This window comes from Streptomyces flaveolus (genome assembly GCF_044765825.1).
GTDB lineage: Bacteria > Actinomycetota > Actinomycetes > Streptomycetales > Streptomycetaceae > Streptomyces > Streptomyces flaveolus.
The window spans coordinates 342563-364342 of the sequence record NZ_JBIWKU010000007.1 but is presented as its reverse complement, the minus strand read 5'-3'; the positions used below and the strand labels follow the sequence as shown (position 1 = coordinate 364342).

At 72.5% G+C, this 21780-nt stretch carries 19 protein-coding genes; 11 read left to right on the top strand and 8 right to left on the bottom strand.

Annotated elements, in window-relative coordinates; all coding sequences use genetic code 11:
* Positions 1-27: 27 nt before the first annotated feature.
* Positions 28-909 (bottom strand): SIS domain-containing protein, encoded by an 882-nt coding sequence (locus ACIRG6_RS23320; RefSeq protein ID WP_364678717.1) that lies wholly within the window; start codon positions 907-909, stop codon positions 28-30.
* Positions 910-1055: 146 nt separating this feature from the next.
* On the opposite strand from ACIRG6_RS23320, the gene ACIRG6_RS23315 reads away from it, so the two are divergent.
* Positions 1056-1835, top strand: a complete 780-nt coding sequence (locus ACIRG6_RS23315; RefSeq protein ID WP_350717862.1) for a DeoR/GlpR family DNA-binding transcription regulator — start codon at positions 1056-1058, stop codon at positions 1833-1835.
* Between the two features lie 8 nt (positions 1836-1843).
* Here ACIRG6_RS23315 and ACIRG6_RS23310 read toward each other — a convergent pair whose 3' ends face one another.
* Complete coding sequence (locus ACIRG6_RS23310; protein WP_403324447.1) at positions 1844-2812, bottom strand: hypothetical protein; 969 nt, start codon at positions 2810-2812, stop codon at positions 1844-1846.
* Between the two features lie 204 nt (positions 2813-3016).
* On the opposite strand from ACIRG6_RS23310, the gene ACIRG6_RS23305 reads away from it, so the two are divergent.
* The 3 genes from ACIRG6_RS23305 (at position 3017) to ACIRG6_RS23295 (ending at position 6556) form a co-directional block, all read left to right on the top strand.
* A complete protein-coding gene (locus ACIRG6_RS23305; RefSeq protein WP_318217420.1) occupies positions 3017-3247 on the top strand; it encodes a heavy-metal-associated domain-containing protein in 231 nt (76 codons plus the stop codon).
* Positions 3248-3340: 93 nt separating this feature from the next.
* Positions 3341-5602, top strand: a complete 2262-nt coding sequence (locus tag ACIRG6_RS23300) for a heavy metal translocating P-type ATPase (RefSeq protein ID WP_403324387.1) — start codon at positions 3341-3343, stop codon at positions 5600-5602.
* A gap of 270 nt (positions 5603-5872) precedes the next feature.
* Complete coding sequence (locus ACIRG6_RS23295; RefSeq protein WP_364678710.1) at positions 5873-6556, top strand: phosphatase PAP2 family protein; 684 nt, start codon at positions 5873-5875, stop codon at positions 6554-6556.
* On the opposite strand, the gene ACIRG6_RS23290 is transcribed toward ACIRG6_RS23295, so the two are convergent.
* From ACIRG6_RS23290 to ACIRG6_RS23275, 4 genes are all read right to left on the bottom strand, one after another.
* A complete protein-coding gene (locus ACIRG6_RS23290; protein ID WP_403324385.1) occupies positions 6517-7170 on the bottom strand; it encodes an SRPBCC family protein in 654 nt (217 codons plus the stop codon). The two genes, ACIRG6_RS23295 and ACIRG6_RS23290, sit on opposite strands and share 40 nt — an antisense overlap.
* A 186-nt stretch (positions 7171-7356) precedes the next feature.
* The gene (locus tag ACIRG6_RS23285) at positions 7357-7809 is read right to left on the bottom strand and encodes a phospholipase (RefSeq protein ID WP_364678705.1); all 453 of its coding nucleotides are present in this window, start codon (positions 7807-7809) and stop codon (positions 7357-7359) included.
* 150 nt (positions 7810-7959) lie between these two features.
* On the bottom strand, positions 7960-8889 hold the full coding sequence (locus ACIRG6_RS23280) for a DUF6807 domain-containing protein (RefSeq protein WP_364818990.1): 930 nt from the start codon (positions 8887-8889) through the stop codon (positions 7960-7962).
* Positions 8886-10001, bottom strand: coding sequence for a Gfo/Idh/MocA family protein (locus tag ACIRG6_RS23275; protein WP_392146638.1), 1116 nt, complete (start codon positions 9999-10001; stop codon positions 8886-8888). The genes ACIRG6_RS23280 and ACIRG6_RS23275 overlap by 4 nt, the downstream gene beginning before the upstream one ends.
* A 265-nt stretch (positions 10002-10266) precedes the next feature.
* Between ACIRG6_RS23275 and ACIRG6_RS23270 the strand changes: the two genes are divergently transcribed.
* The 3 genes from ACIRG6_RS23270 (at position 10267) to ACIRG6_RS23260 (ending at position 13364) form a co-directional block, all read left to right on the top strand.
* Complete coding sequence (locus ACIRG6_RS23270; protein WP_318217427.1) at positions 10267-10860, top strand: Dps family protein; 594 nt, start codon at positions 10267-10269, stop codon at positions 10858-10860.
* 147 nt (positions 10861-11007) lie between these two features.
* A complete protein-coding gene (locus ACIRG6_RS23265) occupies positions 11008-12069 on the top strand; it encodes an ABC transporter permease (protein WP_364678749.1) in 1062 nt (353 codons plus the stop codon).
* Between the two features lie 92 nt (positions 12070-12161).
* Positions 12162-13364, top strand: a complete 1203-nt coding sequence (locus ACIRG6_RS23260; RefSeq protein ID WP_403324382.1) for a cysteine desulfurase-like protein — start codon at positions 12162-12164, stop codon at positions 13362-13364.
* 6 nt (positions 13365-13370) lie between these two features.
* On the opposite strand, the gene yicI is transcribed toward ACIRG6_RS23260, so the two are convergent.
* A complete protein-coding gene (yicI, locus tag ACIRG6_RS23255; RefSeq protein WP_365022663.1) occupies positions 13371-15641 on the bottom strand; it encodes an alpha-xylosidase in 2271 nt (756 codons plus the stop codon).
* A gap of 282 nt (positions 15642-15923) precedes the next feature.
* On the opposite strand from yicI, the gene ACIRG6_RS23250 reads away from it, so the two are divergent.
* Genes ACIRG6_RS23250 through ACIRG6_RS23235 form a run of 4 tightly spaced genes read left to right on the top strand, consistent with a single transcriptional unit; the run spans position 15924 to position 20385 of the window.
* A complete protein-coding gene (locus tag ACIRG6_RS23250; protein WP_364819222.1) occupies positions 15924-17180 on the top strand; it encodes an ABC transporter substrate-binding protein in 1257 nt (418 codons plus the stop codon).
* 11 nt (positions 17181-17191) lie between these two features.
* Positions 17192-18142: a carbohydrate ABC transporter permease gene (locus ACIRG6_RS23245; protein ID WP_318217430.1), complete on the top strand. Its 951-nt coding sequence runs from the start codon at positions 17192-17194 to the stop codon at positions 18140-18142.
* A 6-nt stretch (positions 18143-18148) separates the two neighbouring features.
* On the top strand, positions 18149-18976 hold the full coding sequence (locus tag ACIRG6_RS23240; protein WP_239767020.1) for a carbohydrate ABC transporter permease: 828 nt from the start codon (positions 18149-18151) through the stop codon (positions 18974-18976).
* Between the two features lie 29 nt (positions 18977-19005).
* Positions 19006-20385 carry a GH1 family beta-glucosidase gene (locus ACIRG6_RS23235; RefSeq protein ID WP_364818995.1) on the top strand — a complete coding sequence of 460 codons (1380 nt, stop codon included), beginning with the start codon at positions 19006-19008 and terminating at the stop codon, positions 20383-20385.
* A gap of 52 nt (positions 20386-20437) precedes the next feature.
* Here the strand turns inward: ACIRG6_RS23235 and ACIRG6_RS23230 are convergent, their stop codons facing one another.
* Positions 20438-21679, bottom strand: a complete 1242-nt coding sequence (locus ACIRG6_RS23230; RefSeq protein WP_364678685.1) for an ROK family transcriptional regulator — start codon at positions 21677-21679, stop codon at positions 20438-20440.
* Positions 21680-21780: the final 101 nt, after the last annotated feature.

Sequence of the window (21780 nt, the reverse complement as noted above, 5' to 3'; positions counted from 1 at the left end):
CGGGCCTTCGGGGGCGTCGGACGGGTGTCAGGGGGTGAGGATCACCGAGCGGGTGAGGTGGCGGGGACGGTCCGGGTCGAGGCCGCGGGAGGCGGCGACGGCGACGGCGAGCCGCTGGGCGCGGACCAGTTCGGCGAGCGGGTCGAGACCTCCGGCCACCCACAGCGCGCCGGTGTCCCGGACCTGCTCGGCCAGTCCGTCGGGGGCCTCGCCGAACATCCAGGTCGCCGTGCCCGAGGTGCTGATGCTGATCGGACCGTGCCGGTACTCCATCGCCGGGTACGCCTCGGTCCAGGACAGGGAGGCCTCGCGCATCTTCAGCCCGGCCTCGTTGGCCAGGCCCACCGTCCAGCCGCGGCCGAGGAAGGTGAACTGGGTGCGGTCGACGAGCCCTTCGGGCAGCTCGGCCGCGAGTGCGGTACGGGCGTCCGCGACGGCGGCCTCGGTGTGCAGGCCCAGGTGGGCGCGGAGCAGGGTCAGGGCGGTGGTCGCGAACCGGGTCTGCACGACCGACCGCTCGTCCGCGTACGCGAGGACGACGACGTCGTCGGCGGCGGCCTTGACGGGCGTGTCCGGGTCGGCGGTGAGCGCGACGGTGCGGGTACGGCCCTTCAACGCGCCGAGCAGGTCCAGCACTTCGGTGGTGGTGCCGGAGCGGGTGAGGGCCACGACACGGTCGTAGGCGCGGCCCCGCGGGAACTCGGAGGCGGCGAAGGCGTCCGTCTCGCCCAGGCCCGCCTCCTCGCGCAGCGCCGCCGCCGACTGCGCCATGAAGTACGAGGTGCCGCAGCCGACGATCGCCACCCGCTCCCCCGCCGCCGGCAGCACCTTCGCGTGCCCGGCCGCCTCGGCGGCGGCGCGTGTCCAGCACTCGGGCTGGCTGTTGAGCTCGTCCTCGACGTACGTCATGCCGCACACTCCCGATCGGTCCCTGAGCGGACCTGGTCGCTTGATTGTTTCTGCAAGATACAGCGAACTTTCGAGCACTATCAAGCAATCTAGCGGAGGAGGCCCGTGCGCTAGGGTCGGCGGGAGATCGAGGAACGGAGGCGCGGATGTCGCGCGACGCCCGCTGGAAGGCGCTGCTGGAGCTGCTCGTCGAGCGTGGCCGCCTGGACGTCGAGGAGGCGGCGACCGAACTCGAGGTGTCGGCCGCGACGATCCGCCGTGACTTCGACCGGCTGGCGGAGCAGCAGATGCTCGTGCGCACGCGCGGGGGCGCGGTCGTGCACGGGGTGTCGTACGAGCTGCCGCTGCGCTACAAGACCGCCCGTCGGGCCTCGGAGAAGCAGCGCATCGCGCAGGCCGTCGCCGCGCTGGTGGCGCCGGGCGAGGCGGTGGGACTGACCGGGGGCACGACCACCACCGAGGTGGCGCGCGCCCTGGCGGTGCGCCCCGATCTGACCTCCGGCACGCCGGCGCTGACGGTGGTCACGAACGCGCTGAACATCGCCAACGAGCTGGCGGTCCGGCCTCAGTTCAAGATCGTGGTGACCGGCGGGGTGGCCCGGGCCCAGTCGTACGAGCTGATCGGGCCGCTGGCGGACGGGGTGCTCGGCCAGGTCACGCTCGACGTGGCGGTGCTGGGGGTCGTGGCCCTCGACGTCGCGCACGGCGCCGCGGCCCACGACGAGGCGGAGGCCGCGATCAACCGGCTGCTGTGCGAGCGCGCCGAGCGTGTGGTGGTGGCCGCCGACTCCAGCAAGCTGGGCCGGCGGGCGTTCGCCCGGATCTGCGCCGCCGAGTCGGTGGACACGCTGGTCACGGACAGCGCGGCCGACCCGGAGACCGTCCAGCGGTTCGAGGAGGCGGGGATCCGGGTCGTCCTGGCGTAGCCGGCCCGTCAGTGGGCGTGGCCGTCGGTGTGCTCCGGCGTGACGCTCGGCGCCGTCTCCTGTCCGGCGGGGGCCGATCCGGCCCGCACGGTGAACGCCGCGGTGTGGACCTTGCCCTGGTGCTGGAAGTCCAGGAAGAGACGGTAGGTGCCGGTGCTGGGCGCGGTGGCCGTGAAGGAGATCTCCGGGCCGGGCTTCGTGGTGCCGTCGCCGGGTTCGCCGTTCGGGTGGACGTGCAGGTAGGCGAGGTCCCCGGAGCGCAGGGCGACGAGGTGGCCGTAGGCGCCGAGGTAGGGCTGGAGGTCGGTGACGGGTGCGCCGTCGCGGGAGACCTTCAGCTTCAGCTCGCCCGCCCTGCCGGGGTTCAGGGACCCGGCGAGTTCGACCCGGTAGCCGTCGGTCCGCGCGGTGCTGCCGGGCGCCGGCAGGTTCGCGGGCTCGTAGGCGCCGCCGGCGGCGAGGTCCGCGCCGAGAGTGAGGTTCTCCGCGCCCTTCTCGGCCGGGGTGAAGTCGGCGAAGACGCGGTAGCCGCCCGCGCGGGGCAGGTCGACGGGGGTGCTCCAGGTGCCGTCGGCGGCGCGGGTGGGGTGCGGGTGGCGGTAGGTGACCAGATCGCGTGAGGCGACGATGAGGTGGAGCTCCTTGTCGTGCTCGCGCTGGTACGCGGTGACGGCCCTGCCCTTGCCGTCGCGGACGGTGAAGCGCAGCTCGGTGCGCTGACCGGCGGTGACGCGCGGGGTGGCGAGGTCGAGCGTGTAGCCGTTCTCGGAGATCTGGAGGCCGCCGGCCGGCGCGCGCTCGTGGCCCCCGTGGCCGCCGTCCCCGCCCGGGTCCGACGGCTCGCCCGCATGCTCCTCGTGGGCGGCCGGCGGGGCGTCCGCGACGACCGGCTCGACGACCTTGCCCACGCCGTACGCCGTGCCGAAGGTCGCGGCCAGTGCGGCGGTGAACGCGGTGATCCTCAGTCCGGTGTTCAGTCCCGTACTCATGGCGGTCGTCTCCTCGATTGCCGGGCGCCCGGCCCCTGCGGACGCCTCTTCATGCACCTCACCATACCCCCAGGGGGTACATAGTCAAGACACCGGCGAGGGTTGCGGTCAGTACCCCCCAGGGGTATACATGTTCTCGGCAGGCATACCCCAGCCCCGTATCCCGGGGCGATCACCTATCCGGAGGACACCATGGCTTCCACCGCCGGCGCCGTCAGCACCACCTACGCCGTCTCCGGGATGAGCTGCGGCCACTGCAAGGCGACGCTGACCCGGGTGATCGGCGAGCTGGACGGCGTCACCTCCGTCGACGTCCAGGTCGCCGCCGGCCGGGTCACCGTGACCGGTACCGCCGAGCCGGACGACGCCGTGATCGCGGAGGCCGTCGACGAGGCGGGCTACGAGCTCACCGGCCGCCTCTGACCGGTCCGCACTCCCCCGCGCCAACGCCGCACGCCGCACCGCCGGGACCCGGATCACCGGGTCCCGGCCGAGGACCCCGCATCAGGAGCAGTCATGACCACCAGTACGACCAGCGCACCGACCGAGGTAGAACTCGCCATCGGCGGGATGACCTGTGCCTCGTGCGCCGCCCGGATCGAGAAGAAGCTGAACCGGATGGACGGGGTCACCGCAACCGTCAACTACGCGACGGAGAAGGCGAAGGTCCACTACAGCCGTGACGTGTCCGTCCCGGAGCTGATCGCCACGGTCGAGGCGACCGGTTACACGGCCCGCGAGCCCGAGCCGGTCCGGGCCGAGCCCGCGCCGGGCACGGCGGGGGCCGAGGAGGCGGACGCGCTGCGGCCGCTGCGGCAGCGCCTGGTGACCGCGGTGCTGCTGGCCGTCCCGGTCATCGCGATGGCGATGGTGCCGGCGTTGCAGTTCGAGTACTGGCAGTGGCTGTCGCTGACCCTGGCGGCGCCCGTGGTCACCTACGCCGCCTGGCCGTTCCACCGGGCCGCGTTCACCAACGCCCGGCACGGCGCGGCGACCATGGACACGCTGATCTCGGTCGGCACCTCGGCGGCGTTCCTGTGGTCGCTGTGGGCGCTGTTCTTCGGCACCGCGGGCACCCCGGGCATGACGCACCCCTTCGAGCTGACCATCGCCCGCGGTGACGGTTCCGGGAACATCTACCTGGAGGCCGCCGCCGGAGTGACGGCGTTCATCCTGGCCGGCCGCTACTTCGAGGCCCGCTCCAAGCGCAAGGCCGGTGCCGCGCTGAAGGCCCTGCTGGAGCTGGGGGCGAAGGACGTCACCGTGCTCAAGGAGGGCCGCGAGGAGCGGATCCCGGTCGGGGACCTGAAGGCCGGCGACCGCTTCCTGGTGCGTCCCGGCGAGAAGATCGCCACCGACGGCACGATCGTGGAGGGCGCCTCGGCCGTGGACGCCTCGATGCTCACCGGCGAGTCGGTGCCGGTCGAGGTCGGCGTGGGCGACAGCGTCACCGGGGCCACCCTGAACGCGGGGGGCCGGCTGGTGGTCGAGGCCACGCGGGTCGGCGCCGACACGCAGCTGGCGCGGATGGCAAAGCTGGTCGAGGACGCGCAGAACGGCAAGGCCGCCGCCCAGCGGCTCGCCGACCGCATCTCCGGGGTCTTCGTCCCGGTCGTCATCGCCCTGGCGCTGGCCACGCTCGGCTTCTGGATCGGCAACGGCGCGGGGCTGACCGCCGCGTTCACCGCCGCCGTCGCCGTCCTGATCATCGCCTGCCCCTGCGCCCTGGGCCTGGCCACGCCGACCGCGCTGATGGTCGGCACGGGGCGCGGTGCCCAGCTCGGCATCCTCATCAAGGGCCCCGAGGTCCTGGAGTCCACCCGCAAGGCCGACACCATCGTCCTGGACAAGACGGGCACCGTCACCACCGGCCGCATGACCCTGCTCGCCGTGCACACCGCCGCCGGCACCGAGGAGTCCGAGGTACTGCGGCTCGCGGGCGCGCTGGAGCACTCCTCCGAGCACCCGATCGCCCGCGCCGTGGCCGACGGCGCCCTGGAGAAGCTGGGCGCCCTGCCCACGCCCGAGGACTTCGCAGGCGTCGCCGGACTGGGTGTGCAGGGCGTCGTCGACGGCCACGCCGTCCTCGTCGGCCGCGAGCAACTGCTCGCCGAGTGGGCCATGAGCCTTCCGGCGGACCTGGCCCGTGCCAAGGCCGACGCGGAGACGGCCGGCCGCACCGCGATCGCCGTGGCCTGGGACGGCGAGGCCAGGGCGGTCCTCGAAGTCGCCGACGCGGTCAAGGACACCAGCGCCGAGGCCATCACCCGGCTGCGGGCCCTGGGCCTCACCCCGGTGCTGCTGACCGGCGACAACCGGGCCGTGGCCGCCTCCGTCGCCCGCGAGGTCGGCATCGACGCGGAGCACGTCATCGCGGAGGTCATGCCGCAGGACAAGGTCGACGTGGTCAAGCGGCTCCAGGGCGAGGGCCGTTCGGTCGCGATGGTCGGCGACGGGGTCAACGACGCCGCCGCGCTCGCCCAGGCCGACCTGGGTCTGGCCATGGGCACCGGAACGGACGCCGCCATCGAGGCCGGTGACCTGACCCTCGTCCGGGGCGACCTGCGTGCCGCCGCCGACGCCATCCGGCTGGCCCGCAAGACGCTGGGCACCATCAGGTCCAACCTCTTCTGGGCCTTCGCCTACAACGTCGCCGCGCTCCCCCTCGCCGCCGCCGGGCTCCTCAACCCGATGCTCGCCGGAGCGGCCATGGCCTTCTCCTCCGTCTTCGTCGTCGGGAACAGCCTGCGACTGCGCGGTTTCAAGGCCGCGAACTGACACACACGAGCGGGGTGAGGGCGGGCCACAGGGCCCGCCCTCACCCCGTTCCCGCGTCCCGGACCGCTCCGCACCGCGACGCGCGGGGCGCTCACCCGCGGGGCGTGCGCACTCGCCCGGACGGGCGCCGTCGGGGCGCCGTACGGCGGGACACGCACGAGGCTGGTCCGGCGGACGGGGATCGCGGACGGTCGCGCCGACCGGCCGTACCGGGCGGCACGGGCCGCCCACCGCCCGCGCCGACGCCACCGCCTCACGGAGCAGGAGCCCATGACCGAACCGACCGACGCCGACGGGGACACCAGCGGTCCGCTCGCACCGGACGCCGGGCCGGCGCGTTCCCGCCGCCGCGCCCGCGCCGGGGTGCTCGGCGAGCTGCGTGCCGTGGACGGTGCGCTGTACGCGGCGGTGGCCGCCACGTACACGCCCACGCTGGACCGGTCCCTGCGGCGGCTGTCCCACGCCGCCGACCATTCGAAGATCTCGCTCGGCATCGCCGCCGCCCTCGCGCTGGGCGGAGCGCGGGCCCGCAGCGCCGCGCTCGTCGGGGTCGGGGCGGTGGCCGTGACCTCCGCGGCCGCGAACCTGCTCGGCAAGCGTCTGGTGCGCAGGCCCCGGCCCGACCGCGAGGCGGCCCGCGTGACGGTCGACCGGTACGTGCCCATGCCCACGTCGGCGTCGTTCCCGTCCGGTCACACGGCCTCGGCGGTCGCGTTCGCCACGGCGGTCGGCATGGTCCTGCCGGCGGCCGCCGCGCCTCTCGGCGCGCTGGCGACCGCCGTCGGATACTCCCGCGTCCACACCGGTGTGCACTATCCGGGCGACGTAGTGGCGGGCGCCGTCCTCGGCATCGCCGGGGCGGCCACCGCGCTGGCGGTGGCCGCGGCCGCTCCGGTGCCCGGTCTGCGGTCGTTCTACTCGGTGGCGCCGGCCGCCCCGGTGTCGCCGGTGTAGAAGGCGGCGGTCCGGTCCGCCTTCGCGCGCGCCGACGCGGGATCGGTGCCGCTCGCCACGTCGGCGCCGTACCAGGCCTCGCCGCTGGAGAGGACGAACCGCCGCCCCGCCTCCGAGGCCGACCAGGCCGCGACCTCCTCGGGGTCCACCGGGGTGCCGCCGCTCGACAGGTACATGGTGAGGCCGACGAGCATCAGGTCCCAGCCGATGCCGACCGCGCCGGGACCGAACTCGGCCCAGCGCTCGTCGTCGACATGGGCGAGGTAGTCCAGCTCGAAGCGGGTGCCGCCCTCGCCGGGCGTCAGGCGCAGCTCGATCCAGCTGACCTCCTCGCCGTACTCCCAGGTGGCGCCGAAGCTCCTGGGCGGCTCGCAGCTCTCGATCGTGCCGCCCGCGTTCCCCTCCAGCTGGTAGTGCCCGCCCAGCCGCAGATCGCCGGAGACGGGGAGGAACCACTGCGGGATGCGGCGGGGGTCGGTGCAGGCGTCCCACAGGTCGTCGATCGGGGTGTCGTAGGTCCGGCCCACCGTGAGGACGCGGGCCTCACCCGCCCTGAAGGCACGCTTGCCGACCTGCCGGCGTACGGAGTCGATCTGCTGCGTCACATCGATCACGGGTGAACTCCTCCTGAACGGACTCGCCGACCGGCCCCGAGGCCGTCTCCGTCGTCGGCGAGCGGTTCGAGGCACCGGCGGCGCACGGGTGCTGCGCGCGCGTCGAAGGCACGCATGCGCACAGACTGTCAGCCGGCACCCGCGCGGGCACCAGCTGATGGTCTGCCCGTGTTCAGGACGTGCCTGTCAGCCGAACGCCTTCACCGCCTGGTAGTACGTCCACGCCGTGCTGTCGCAGGCGGTCTTCGTGCCCCCGGTGTAGCGGGCGCAGACGCGCTTGAGGTCCTCGTAGAAGGCGCTGTCGAGGCGGGACTTGTTCGCGCTGAAGGAGCCCGCGGCCTTGTAGTTGCGGTAACCGAAGTCGTGCCGTGCGCAGGAGGTGCTGAAGGGGAAGCCGAACGGGTTGTCGGGCGAGGTCGAGCAGTAGTCGGTGGTCCAGTCGAATCCGTACGCGGCCCAGGCGGACTGGTTCGCCCGTGCGGCGGTCCAGGCGTTGTAGCTCGACGCGCTGGTCTGGGTCCAGCTCGCGAGCACCTGCGGTTTGTCGGCGGGAGCGGCGTCGGCGGTCGCGGCGGTGGCGACGACGGTGGTCACGGCCAGGGCCGAGGCGGCGAGTCCGGTGGCGAGTCTGCGGTGCATCCCACACCTCCATGAGGCTGCGGCCCGCCACTCGGACCGCAGGTTCATGTCAAGATGATGCGCACCTCGGCCACCCCTTCACACCTCCGTCGCCCTGACGCGTCATCAATTCTTGGACGGTGACGGGCCGCGGCGCCCTGAGGGAGGCGTTCACCACGGCAGGTCCTCCAGGTAGGCGCCGACCCGGTCGCCGTCCCAGGCCCCGTCGGCGATCACCAGGCGGTAGCGGTAGGCGAAGGACTCACCGGGCGGCAGCTCGAACTCCTCGAAGAACGCCCAGGAGAAGGCGACCGTCGGCACCGGCGTGGCCCGCACGAACCAGTGCGAGGGGTGGATCGCGCTCCTGTCGTCCAGGTTCTCCGGCGCGTGCGCGAAGACGAGCGTGCAGTGGCCGTCGCTCCCGTCGCGCTCGGCGGTGAAGGCGAGCCACGGGCTCTGCGTGCCCATCAGTCTCCCGGCGCCGGCCGCGCTGTCCGGGGCGAAGACGGTGCCGCCGGTGAAGTCACGGGGGCCGCGCCACTGGAGGCCGGTGTAACCGGCCATCTCCCGCCCCGCGGTGGTCGGCGAGCCGAAGACCAGCGGCTCGGCCCGGATGTTGGTGAGACGGATCGACCAGTCCAGGGCCCAGGCACCGGCGTCCTCGTCGGCCGAGTGGACGGCGAGCCCGCGCTCCTCACGGGCCCACTCGGTACCGCCGTTCTCGACCCAGCTGAGATGTTCGGTCACGTCGAGCCGGTCGTCGCCGGCCGTGAACTCCGGGAATCCGTCGTGCCGCATGGAGCCGATGCGCTCGGGCAGGGGCAGATAGCCCTCGCCGTGGACGTAGGAGTTGCCGCCCCAGAAGTTCTGGCCGGAGAGGTGACTCGCCGTCATCTGCACGCCCTTGTGCCAGCGGTGGTCGTTCGGCCGGTATCCGGTGACCGTGTGCCCGGCGAGGGTGCGCACGGGATGGGCGTAGGGCTTGCGGGACTCGAAGGCCTCGGGGTCGGGGCGGTAGACGTAGCGCAGGATCTCGGTGCCGTTCGCCGCCGTGACGGCGATGTGGTCGCCGTGGGTGTGGCTGACGCGCAGGGTGCTCATGCGCGCCCCTCGGGGGCCCAGCCGGGGTGGTCGCCGTGCATGGCCGCGTGGAAGGGGTCGCCGGGGCCGATCTCGCCCTGGAGCACCGGCCGTCCGGTGAACGCCGCCTTGTACAGGGCGGCGGCGAACTCCAGCGTGCCGCGGGCCTCGGGACCGCTGCCGGGCGGTCGCGTGCCCGCGTCCCAGGCGTCCAGCACCGCGCCGAGCTGCGCCGTGTGGGAGCTCGGGACGTCCGCCGCCGGCGTGCGCCAGGCCGCTGCGCGTGCGGGGTCGACGTGCCGGGCCGGGGTGTAGGTCCAGTCGTCGTTGCGATGCCCGTACAGGTGGGTGAGCTCCACGGTGGCGTCGGCGCAGTCGACGCGGACGCGGCTCACCTCGTCCGGGGAGAGCACGCTGTTGACCACGGTGGCGAGGGCGCCGTTCGCGAACCGCACCAGGGCCGTGGAGACGTCCTCGCTCTCGGTGTCGTGGACCAGGCGCGAGGCCATCGCCCTGATCTCCCGCCAGGGCCCGAGCAGGTGCAGCAGCAGGTCGTACTGGTGGATGCCGTGCCCCATCGTCGGCCCGCCGCCCTCGGTGGCCCAGCGCCCGCGCCAGGGCACCGCGTAGTAGGCGGCGTCGCGGTGCCAGGTGGTCTGGCAGTGCGCGACCAGCGGTGCGCCGAGCTCGCCGCTCGCGATCAGCTCCCGGGCGTGCGCGGCGCCCGAGCCGTACCGGTGCTGGAAGACCACGGAGGCGTACGCCCCGGACGCCTCCTCCGCCGCCGCGATGTCGTCGTACTCGGCGAGGGAGAGGCACAGCGGCTTCTCGCACAGCACCCAGGCGCCGGCCTTGAGCGCGGCCACCGCCTGCTCCCGGTGCAGGGACGGCGGCGTGCCGATGAGCACCAGGTCGGGACGTTCGGCGTCGAGCATGGCGCCCGTCGAGGTGTAACCGGCGACGTCACCGCCCGCGCTCTGCCGGAAGGCGTCGAGCCGGGACCGGTCCACGTCGACGGCGGCGACCAGTTCCACGCGGTCGGCGTGGGCCGCGAGCGCGGGCAGGTGGCCGCCGGTGACGATGGCGCCGGTACCGACCACGGCGACGCGGCGGCGGGCGGGGCGTGGGGACATGCGGTCCTCCTCGGACGGTGACGGACGGCCCGCGCTCCGGACCGCCGGTGTGGACACCGCCGGCTTTGGAAAGCGCTTGCACTCCGGGGACCCTAGATCGCGGAGGAAGGACCGGACAAGCCCCCGCCCGAGCCGCGGACGGGCGACCGGCCCGGGTCCCAGCGTTTGCGGGACCGGCGCGCGGCTGGTCGACTGTCGCAGGGGGCGGGCCGGCCGCACCGCGCCGGTGCGGACTCTTCAGCTTTTCTCCGGAAGGAGTTCAGGCGTGAACACCCCGAAGCCGTCGGCACAGGAGCACAGCTCCGACGGCAGCCAGCCCTGGCTGCACCAGAGGGGCCGGACCATTCAGGAGTTCGGCACCGTCAAGCAGTTCCCCGTGGCACTGTCCATGGAGGCCCGCCTCTACTCGTGCCAGCGGCTCAACAAGGTCCTGGCGGACACCCGCATCCTGCACGATCTCTACAAGAAGTATCACTGGCTCATGCGCGGGGTGACCTTCTACCAACTGCACCTGCTGCTGGACAAGCACGCCGGGGAGCAGCTGGAGCTGATCGACACCATCGCGGAACGCGTCCAGACGCTGGGCGGCGTCGCGATCGGCGACCCCCGGCACGTCGCGGAGATCACCACGGTGCCGCGCCCGCCGGACGGTGTGGAGGAGGTGCCGTCGATGCTCTCGCGGCTGCTGGAGGCGCACGAGCTGATCCTCACGGACTGCCACGACGCCGCGGCCCGCACCCAGGAGCTCGGGGACGACGGCACCAACGACCTCCTGGTCTCCGAGGTCGTGCGGACCAACGAGCTCCAGGCCTGGTTCCTGGCGGAGCACCTCGTCGACACGCCTCTCGTGCACGTCTGACCGGACGCGGCGCGGCGGCCCCGGACGCCTTCCGTCCGGGGCCGTCCCGTTCCGCGCCCGCACTCGCCGCACGCCCGTCGCGCGCACGTACGCAGCACCCTTGATGCCCTTTCACCCCTGTCGTGAAAGTGTCCCGCTATGGCCCAGATGTCCTCCGGTTCCCACGGCGCCCCTGCGCAGCCTCCGACGCGCGGCCGGAAGTGGTCCACGTTCCGGCAGTCGCCGTTCTGGCCGGCCACCGTGCTGGTGCTCATCCTCGCGGCGGCGGCCGGACTCTTCGCGGGCTCGTACACCTACTCCATGGCGGACCCGACGCCGCACTCGCTCCCCACGGCCGTGGTCGGCTCGTACGAACAGGGGCGCGGCAAGGCCTTCCTGGACGGCCTGGAAGAGGCGCTCAACGCCTCGGTGAAGGTGCATCCCTACGGCAGCACCGCCGAGGCGCGCGAGGCGGTCGAGGAGCAGGAGGTCTTCGCGATCTTCGAGCTGCACGACAACGGGCGGACCGCCGTGCTCGACCTCTCCAGCGCGTCGGGCGCCTCGGTCGCCGAGGTGCTGGAGCAGACGGCTCCGGCGGTGGGGAAGAAGACCGGGGTCGCGGTCACCGTCCGGGACATCAATCCGCTCCAGGAGGGCGACCCGCGGGGACTGGCGATCTTCTACATCTCCCTGGCCGCCGTGATCATCGGCTTCGTCGGGGCGATCCAGCTCAGCGTGCACGCGCGGTCCCTGACCCCGTTCGAACGCATCCTCTTCACGATCGCCTACGCGCTGCTCGGCGGGTTCGCCATCGCCGCGACCGTCGACTGGCTGCTGGGCGCGCTGGACCTGCCGTTCGCGCAGTCGTGGATGATCCTCGCGCTCACCCTGTTCACCAGCGGCATGGTGTTCACCATGTTCAACACCCTGTTCGGGCGCTGGGCGATGCTGCCGACCTGGGGGCTCATGGTGCTGCTCGGCAATCCCTCGTCCGGCGGCGCGGTGTCCTGGCCGCTGCTGCCGTCCCCGCTGGGCGAGATCGGCCGGTGGCTGCCGCCGGGCGGATCGGTCAACGCCCAGCACACGGCCGTGTACTTCCAGGGCCACCAGCACCTGTTCCCGTACCTGGTGCTGGGCGGGTGGGCGCTGCTGTCCTGCGCGGTGTTCTGGACCTGGCGGCACCGCCACCCCGGCGGCCGCGAGAAGCTTCCCGCGCACGCGGAGTCCTGACCCGGTGTCCGTCCCCGCCCCCGCGCCCTGTTCCGGTCGCCGCACGGCTGCGATCATGAGGCGGGAATCCCCCGCCCTCGGTTGGAGTGCACATGGCCCTCGACATCGACGCGATCCGCGCGCAGATACCCGCCCTCAAGTCCGGCACCGCCCGCTTCGACGCGCCCGGCGGCACCCAGACCCCGCAGCGCGTCATCGACGCCGTCGCCGAGGCCCTGGCCGCTCCGCTGGCCAACCGCGGACGGACCACGGAGGGCGAGCGCAACGCGGACCGCATCGTCACCGGGGCCCGCGCCGCGCTGGGCGACCTGCTCGGCACCGATCCGCGGGGCGTCGTCTTCGGCCGCAGCGCGACGCAGCTCGCGTACGACCTGACCCGGACGCTCGCCAGGACGTGGGCGCCGGGCGACGAAGTGGTCGTCACCCGCCTCGATCACGACTCCAACATCCGGCCCTGGACGCAGGCGGCGAAGACGGCCGGCGCGACCGTGCGGTGGGCCGACTTCGACCCGGCCACCGGGGAGCTGCTCCCCGAGCACATCGAGGCGGTGCTGTCCCCGCGCACCCGGCTGGTCGCGGTCACGGCCGCGTCCAACCTCATCGGCACCATGCCCGACCTGCCGGCCGTCGCCCGCCTGGTGCACGGCGTGGGGGCGCTGCTCCACGTCGACGCGGTGCACTACGCCTCGCACGCCCCCGTCGACCTGGCCGCGCTCGGCGCGGACACGCTGGTGTGCTCCCCGTACAAGTTCCTCGGCCCGCACCTCGGCGTGCTGGCGGCCCGGCCCGAGTTCCTGGAGACCCTGCGCCCGGACAAGCTGCTGCCCTCCAGCGACGCCGTCCCCGAGCGGTTCGAGCTGGGCACCCTGCCGTACGAGCTGCTGGCCGGTGCCACCGCCGCGGTGGACTTCCTCGCGGATCTGGTGCCGGGGGTCCACGGCGGACGGCGGGAGCGGCTGATCGCGTCCTTCGCGGCGCTGGAGGCCCACGAGGACACCCTGCGCGCTCGCATCGAGCGGGGGCTGGCCGGGCTCGGCGGGATCACGGTGTACTCGCGGGCCGCGCGACGCACGCCGACCCTGCTGTTCACCGTGGCGGGCCTGCGCCCGGCCGAGGTCTACCGCCTGCTGGCCGAGCAGGGGATCGACGCCCCCGCCGGGTCCTTCTACGCGGTGGAGGCCTCCCGCCACCTGGGGCTGGGCGACGAGGGCGGCGTCCGGGTCGGGCTCGCGCCGTACAGCAGCGCGGAGGACGTGGACCGGCTGCTGACGGCGCTGGGCGGCCTGCCCCGCTGACCTCGCTCACGCCAGGGGCACGCTCACCTCGCCGCTGCCCCCGGCGCTCGCCCCGCCCGCGACGCGCACGGTGAACGGACGGTCGGTGCCGCTCGCGGTGACGCGCAGGACGTCACCCTCGCGCCGGACGCGGAAGGTCGCCGCCGGTGCGCCCAGCTGGTCGGGCACGGTGACCTCGGCGGTGTAGCCGGGCGCGGCGGTGGGGTGCACCAAGAGCACCGGGGCGTCCAGCCAGTCGCCGTCGGGGCGCCGGTCGTCGGAGGCCAGCGGCAGGACGGCGCCCTCGCGGACGTACAGCGGGAGGCTGTCGTAGCCGTGCCGTTCGGTGCGCCACGCCGGACCGGTGACCCGCTCGCCGGACAGCAGGTGCGTCCAGGTGCCCTCGGGGAGGTAGACCTCGACCTCGCCGTCCTCGGCGAAGACCGGGGCGACCAGGAGGTCGGGGCCGAGCATGTACTGGCGGTCCAGCGGACGGCACCCGGGATCGTGCGGGAACTCCAGGACCATGGGCCGCATCATCGGCACACCGGTGCGGTGGGCCTCGGCGGCGGCGCCGTACAGGTAGGGCATCAGGCGGTGCTTGAGCAGGGTGAAACGGCGGGCCACGTCGACGGCCTCGTCGCCGAACTCCCACGGCACCCGGTACGACGAGGAGCCGTGCAGGCGGCTGTGCGAGGAGAGCAGGCCGAAGGCCAGCCAGCGCTTGAAGACCGCCGGGTCGGGCGTGCCCTCGAAACCGCCGATGTCGTGGCTCCAGAAGCCGAAGCCGCTCAGCGACAGGGACAGGCCGCCCCTGAGCGACTCGGCCATCGCCTCGAAGGAGGACCAGCAGTCGCCGCCCCAGTGGACGGGGTACTGCTGGCCGCCCGCGGTGGCGGAGCGGGCGAAGAGGACGGCCTCCCCCTGTCCGCGTTCCTTCTCGAGGAGTTCGAAGACGGTCCGGTTGAACAGGTGGGTGTAGTAGTTGTGCATCCGCTCCGGGTCGGAACCGTCGTGCCAGACGACGTCGGTCGGGATGCGCTCGCCGAAGTCGGTCTTGAAGCAGTCCACGCCCTGGTCGAGCAGCGGCTTGAGCTTGCCGGCGAACCAGTCGCGGGCGGCCGGGCTGGTGAAGTCGACCAGGCCCATCCCGGCCTGCCACAGGTCCCACTGCCAGATGTCGCCGTTCGGCCGGCGCACCAGGTGCCCGAGCGCGGCGGCCTCGTCGAAGAGCGGGGACTTCTGGGCGATGTAGGGGTTGATCCAGACGCTGACCTTCAGGCCCTTGGCCTTGAGGCGGGCGAGCATGCCCTCCGGATCGGGGAAGACGTCCGGGTCCCACTGGAAGTCGCACCACTGGTACTCGCGCATCCAGAAGCAGTCGAAGTGGAACACCGTCAGCGGGATGCCGCGCTCGGCCATGCCGTCGACGAACGAGGTGACCGTCCGCTCGTCGTAGGAGGTGGTGAACGACGTGGTGAGCCACAGGCCGAAGGACCAGGCGGGCGGCAGGGCCGGGCGGCCGGTGAGGGCGGTGTAGCGGGTGAGGACGTCCTTGGGGGTGGGGCCGGCGACGACGTAGTACTCCAGCGTCTGGTCCTCGACGCTGAACTGCACCTGTCCGACGGACTCCGAGCCGACCTCGAAGGAGACGGCGCCGGGGTGGTTGACGAAGACGCCGTAACCCCGTGAGGAGAGGTAGAACGGGATGTTCTTGTAGGCCTGCTCGCTGCTGGTGCCGCCGTCGGCCTGCCAGACGTCGACGACCTGGCCGTTCTTCACGAACGGCGTGAAGCGCTCGCCGAGGCCGTAGATCTGCTCGCCGACGCCGAGCGCGAGCCGGCTCAGCATGTGGTGCGCGCCGTCGCCGGTGGTGGCGAACGCGGTGCTCTTGGCGTTCGCGTGGGTCAGCTCGCGTCCGTCGGCGTCGTGGAAGGTGAGGCCCCAGGGTCCCTCGCTGTCCAGGCGCAGGGTCAGCGGGCCGCTGGTCAGCTCGGTGACCGAGCCGTCCTGGCGCACCGCGCCGGCGCCGTCGGGGGCGCCCGTCAGGGCGAAGTCGGGGCCAGGGTGATGCTTGCCGGCGTGGTGGGTGACCCGGACGCCGATGACGCCCTCGGCGGGAGAGAAACACTCGACCGTGAGGAGCGGGGCGTTGAGCGTGTCACCCCGCCGCGTCACCTTCTTCACGGCGGCATGGGCGGTGAAGCGCTTCGATTCGGTGCGTACAGCGCGTACCTCGGTGGCGTACGACAGATGCACGCCCTCGCGGATGAGCCAGAAGCCGTCGGTGAACTTCATGATCTTCCTTGGGTGGGGCGGGAGCGGTCGAGTGGGCGCGCGGAGGCCGTCCCACAGCGGTTTGATCGTACACAGAACAAATGGGGAAGCCGAGACCTCCTCCCGACGGTTGGCGTCCTGAGCAGGCATGATTACCGAAAAGAACGGCACTCTCACGTGACGGAAGGCGAGATCGAGGCCACTTGCCTCTAGCGCGGCGACCCACCCCTGACGTATTAGTCATCACATCAAACAAAACAGTCCGGCGAGGAAGCCGGACCGTACGACAGCAAGGGCCGCATGATGTCGAAGCGCTTCAACGCCGCGCACCGCGGGCGCGAACGCTCACGCAGAGCCGTCGTCCCGCTCGCCGCCGTCTCCGTCCTGGTCGCCGGAACGGCACTGACCGGCTGCGGGCAGCAGCGCGACGCCGATGTGTACACCGTGATGAACTCCTCGACCGACGAGTCGTACCACCGCTGGGACGCGGAGGCGATGGCCCGCTGCGGCGAGCAGCTGGGCGTCACCATCGAGCAGCAGAGCGTCCCCGCGGCGCAGGTGATGACGAAGGCACTGCGCATGGCGTCGTCCAAGTCGCTGCCGGACATCGTCCAGTTCGACGCCTCCGAGATGCCCACGTTCGCCGACGCCGGCGGCCTCGTCGACCTGCGGACGCTCGGGCTGAGCACCGACGACATCCCCGAGGGCATCGTCGGCTTCGGCTCGTACGAGGGGACGTACTACGGCGCGGCCCGGTCCGTGAACACGCTCGCCCTCTTCTACAACAAGGACGTGCTCGACAAGGCGGGTGTCCCGGTACCCAGCACCTGGGCCGAGCTGCGGGAGGCCGCCAGGACGCTCACGCGGGGCAAGCAGTACGGCCTGGCGCTCAGCGCGGGCGGCGCCGAGGACGGCGTCTTCCAGTTCACGCCGTTCATGTGGTCCAACGGCGGCGACGAGACGAAGCTGGACAGCCCCCAGGTCGCCGGGGCGCTCGACTACTGGAAGAGCCTGCTGAAGGACGGTTCGCTGTCGAAGTCGACGGTCAACTGGACGCAGGCGGACGTCAACGACCAGTTCATGGCCGGCAACGCGGCGATGATGATCAACGGTCCGTGGCAGGTGGAGACCCTCAACACCGACAAGTCGCTGCACTGGGGCATCGCGCGGATCCCGGTGCCGAAGGCCGGTGACGACTCGGTGGGTCCGCTGGGCGGCGCGGTGCTCACCGTGCCGAAGACGGGCGACGACGCCCGCGAGAAGACCGCCGGTAGGATCGTCGCCTGTCTGGCCGGCGAGAAGGAGCAGCTGACCTACGCGCTCAACAGCTGGATGGTCCCGGCGAACGCCAAGGCCGCGGCCGTGTGGCGCGAGCGGGTGCCCGAGCTGGACGCCCTCGCCGACCAGGTCGCCACCGCCCGGTCCCGGACCGCCAAGCTCGGCGCCGGCTGGTCGGGCGTGTCGCTCGCCCTGCAGAGCGCCTTCCAGTCCGCCCTGACCGGCCAGTCCAGCGAGGCCGCCCTGAAGCGCGCCCAGCAGCGGGCCACGAGCGGGAACTGAGGAGCGCAACCATGACCACGTCCACCGTCACCGCCCAGGCACCCGCCAAGGCGTCCGCGACGCCCGCACCGGACCCCGCCGGGGCCAGGCGCCGGCGCAGGCTCTCCCAGTGGGGTTTCGTCGCCCCCGCCGTCGTCTTCATGCTGCTGTTCTTCGGCTACCCGCTCGTCCGCAACGTCGTGATGAGCTTCCAGCACTACACGCCGAAGACCTTCTTCACCGGTGAGGCGCCCTTCAACGGCACCGACAACTGGTCCGCCGTCTTCCACGACGCCCTGTTCGGCAAGGCGCTGTGGCACACGCTCGTGTTCACCGCGGGTTCGCTGCTCGGCCAGTTCTGCATCGGTCTGGCGCTCGCGGTCTTCTTCAGCCGGCGCTTCCCGCTGAACGGTGTGCTGCGCTCGCTGATCCTGCTGCCCTGGCTGGTGCCGATGGTGGTGTCCGGCATCGTCTGGCGCCGCATCCTCGACCAGGACACGGGCGTGCTCAACTCGTTCCTGGACACCCTCGGCCTCGGCGGTCACACCCCTTGGCTGACCAGTCCGCACATGGCGCTGCTGTCCGTCATCCTGGTCAACATCTGGATCGGCATCCCGTTCAACATGGTCATCCTGTACGGCGGTCTCCAGGAGATCCCGAAGGAGCTGCACGAGGCGGCCTCCCTGGACGGTGCCTCCGCATGGCGGACCTTCCGCTCCGTGACCCTGCCGATGCTCAAGCCGGTCATCACGGTCGTGCTCGTGCTCGGCTTCATGTCGACGGTCAAGATCCTCGACCTGATCCTCGCCCTGACCGACGGCGGGCCCGCCGACTCCACCCAGACCCTGGGCACACTCACGTACCAGAACTCGTTCGTCCAGCTGGACTTCGGCGCGGGCGCGGTCGTCGGCAACGTACTGATCCTGATCTCCGCCGTGTTCGCGGTGTTCTACCTGCGGGCCAACCGCTCCGAAGGGAAGTGACCGACGATGGCCAACCCCACTCCCCCCGGGTCCCGGCGCCGCTGGGGCTCCACCGTCGCCGGTGTGCTCATCCTGTGCGTGATGCTGTTCCCGCTGTACTGGATGCTCAACACCGCGCTCCAGCCCGAGTCGGGACTGCTCCAGGTCGACCCGGTGCCGGGCAGCCTGGATCTGTCCGGCTTCTCCAAGGCGATCAGTGACCAGGGCGGCCACCTGCTGACCTCGCTGGCCGTCTCGCTCGGCGCGGTCGTCATCTGCCTGGCGATCTCGGCGCCCGCGGCCTACGGGCTCGCGCGGTTCGGGCTGCGCGGCTCGCGCACCATCGTGTTCGGCACGCTGATCACCCAGATGGTGCCGGGCATCGTCATCGCCAACGCGCTCTACAACTCCTACGTCGACCTGGGCCTGGTCAACTCCTACTTCGGCCTGATGCTGGCGGACGCCTCGCTCGGCATCCCGTTCTCCATCGTCCTGATGCGGTCCTTCATGGTGTCGATCCCCGGCGAGGTGATCGAGGCCGCGCAGATGGACGGTGCCGGGCCGGTGCGGACGTTCCTGCGGGTGGTGCTGCCGATGAGCCGCAACTCCCTGATCACCTCGGGCCTGTTCGCCTTCCTGTTCTCGTGGAGCGACTTCATGTTCGCGCTCACCCTGAACACCACCGACGAGGTCAAGCCGGTCACGCTGGGCATCTACCAGTACATCGGCGCGCACGTCGGCGACTGGGGCTCGGTGATGGCCGCCTCCGTGCTGTCCGCCGTCCCGGCGGCGATCCTGCTCGTCCTCGCCCAGAAGTACATCGCCGCCGGCATCGCCGGCGGTTCCGTCAAGTGACCACCGCACCAGGAGATGGGCTTCCCCCCATGAGTGACCTTCCCGGCTTCCCGCCCGGCTTCGTCTTCGGCGCCGCGACCGCCTCGTACCAGATCGAGGGCGCGGCGCGGGAGGACGGCCGCGGTCCGTCGATCTGGGACACCTACAGCCACACCCCCGGCCTGACGGCGAACGGCGACACCGGCGACGTGGCCTGCGACCACTACCACCGCTACCGGGAGGACGTGGCGCTGCTGCGCGACCTGGGCGTGGACTCGTACCGCTTCTCGATCGCCTGGCCGCGCATCGTGCCCGAGGGCTCGGGCACGGTGAACACCAAGGGGCTGGACTTCTACTCCCGCCTCGTCGACGAGCTCCTGGAGGCGGGCATCGAGCCGGCCGCCACCCTCTACCACTGGGACCTGCCACAGGCCCTGGAGGACCGGGGCGGCTGGCGGGTACGGGAGACGGCGGAGCGGTTCGCCGAGTACACGGCCGTGGTCGCCGAGCACCTGGGCGACCGGGTGCCGCGCTGGATCACGCTGAACGAGCCGTGGTGCAGCGCCTTCCTCGGCTACTCCATCGGCCGGCACGCCCCCGGTGCCAAGGAGGGCCGCGGCGCCCTGGCCGCCGTCCACCACCTGCTGGTCGGCCACGGTCTGGCGGTGCGGGCGCTGCGGGCGGCCGGGGTGCGCGAGGCCGGTATCACGCTCAACCTCGACCGCAACCTGCCGGCCACCGGCTCCCCCGCCGACCTGGCGGCCGTGGTCCGCGCGGACACCCAGCACAACCTGGTGTGGACCGAGCCGATCCTGGCGGGCCGGTACCCGGCGACGGAGGAGGAGACCTTCGGCGAGCTGATCACCGGCGAGGACTTCCGGCGGGACGGCGACCTGGAGCTGATCTCCCAGCCGCTGGACTTCCTCGGCATCAACTACTACCGGCCGATCGTGGTCGCCGACGCCCCGCACCGCGAGGCCGACCCGGCGCTCAGGGTGGCGACGGACAACCGCTACGAGGAGGTACGGCTGCCCGGCGTCCGGCACACTGCCATGGGCTGGCCGGTCGTGCCCGACAGCTTCACCGACCTGCTCGTCCAGCTGAAGAAGCAGTACGGGGAGGCGCTGCCGCCGGTCCACATCACGGAGAACGGCTCGGCGGAGGACGACACGGTCGCCGCCGACGGCGCCGTGCACGACACCGACCGGGTGGCCTACCTGCGCGACCACCTGACGGCGCTGCGGGCGGCGATGGACGCGGGAGTGGACGTGCGGGGCTACTACGTGTGGTCGCTGCTGGACAACTTCGAGTGGGCGTTCGGCTACGACAAGCGCTTCGGCATCGTGCGGGTCGACTACGACACGCAGCAGCGCACGCCGAAGGACAGCTACCGCTGGTACCGGGACCTGATCGCCGCGCACCGCGGGTGAGGTGACACGAGGAGGAGGGGGCCGCCGAGCAGTCGGGCGGCCCCCTCCCCTTTCAGGCCTCGGCGCGCTCCGCGTGCCCGGCCGGGTCCGCCAGCACCTCGCGGACGATCACGCCGGCCGCGCCCCGGGCCGCGTCGCCGAGGGAGGACGCGGCCCGCAGTCGCTTGCCGTCCTCGGCCCACAGCCCGGACACCACCCGCAGCGCCAGTTCACGCTCGACGGCGGGCGCCAGCCGGCCCATCAGCTCGCGGTAGACACCGCCGAGCATCACCGCGTCGGGATCGAAGAGGTTCACCGCGCCCGACACCACGACGCCCAGCTGCCGTCCGGCCCGTTCGATGGCCGACAGCGCGGACGGCTCGCCCCGGCGGGCCCGGCGTTCGAGTTCGGCGACGCCCTGCACACCCGTGCCCGCGTCGATGCCGGCAGCCTCCAGCAGGGCGGCCTGACCGGCGTACTGCTCCAGGCAGCCGCGGGCCCCGCACCGGCACAGCGGACCGTCCGGGTCGACCACCATGTGCCCGATCTCCCCGGCGAAACCGTGCGCGCCGCGCAGCAGCTCCCCCTTGAGGACCAGCGCGCCGCCGATGCCGATCTCGCCCGTCAGGTAGAGGAAGCTGCGCACGCCCGCGGTGCCCGCCCCGAACCACAGCTCGGCGAGCGCGGCGGCGTTGGCCTCGTTGTCGGAGCTGACAGGCAGGGGACGGTGGGCGGGGCGCAGGGCGAGAAGCGCCTGCGCGAACAGCCCCTCGACCGCGACCCGCTGCCAGCCGAGGTTGGGTGCCTGGCGGACGGTGCCGCCGGTCACCAGGCCGGGCAGCGCGACGTGGACGCCGGCCGGTGCGAGGTCCTGTTCGGCCGCCGAGCCGATGGCACGGGCCGCCAGCCGGGCCGCGCGCGCCAGCACCTCGGAGGGCTGGGCCCCGCGGTTGTCGCAGTGCTCCACGAGGCGCACCCGGTCGGTGCCGGCGAGGTCGACCACGCACACGGTGACGTAGTCGATGTTGATCTCGACGCCCAGGCCCGCCGGTCCCGACCGGGACACCTTCAGGACGGTGCCGGGCCGTCCCACCTGGCCGCTGCTGGTCTTGCCCCATTCGGTGACGAAGCCGTACTCCAGCAACTGTTCCACCAGGGACGACACCGCGGCGCGGGTCAGCCCGACGTGCGCGGCGATCCCGGCCCGGGTCGCCTCCCCCGCGTCGTGGACGGCCCTCAGGACCAGGCTGAGGTTGTGCCGTCTGACCGTGGCCTTGTCGGCCTTCGGCTCCAGAGGGGTCAGGTTGTTCATCATGGTGCGTCGAGCGTATGCGACCGGGATCCCGGCCCTCACCAGGGACGGAGCGGGCACCGGCCGGGCGGCGGGCGAGGACACGGCCTTGCCGCTCCCCCGGG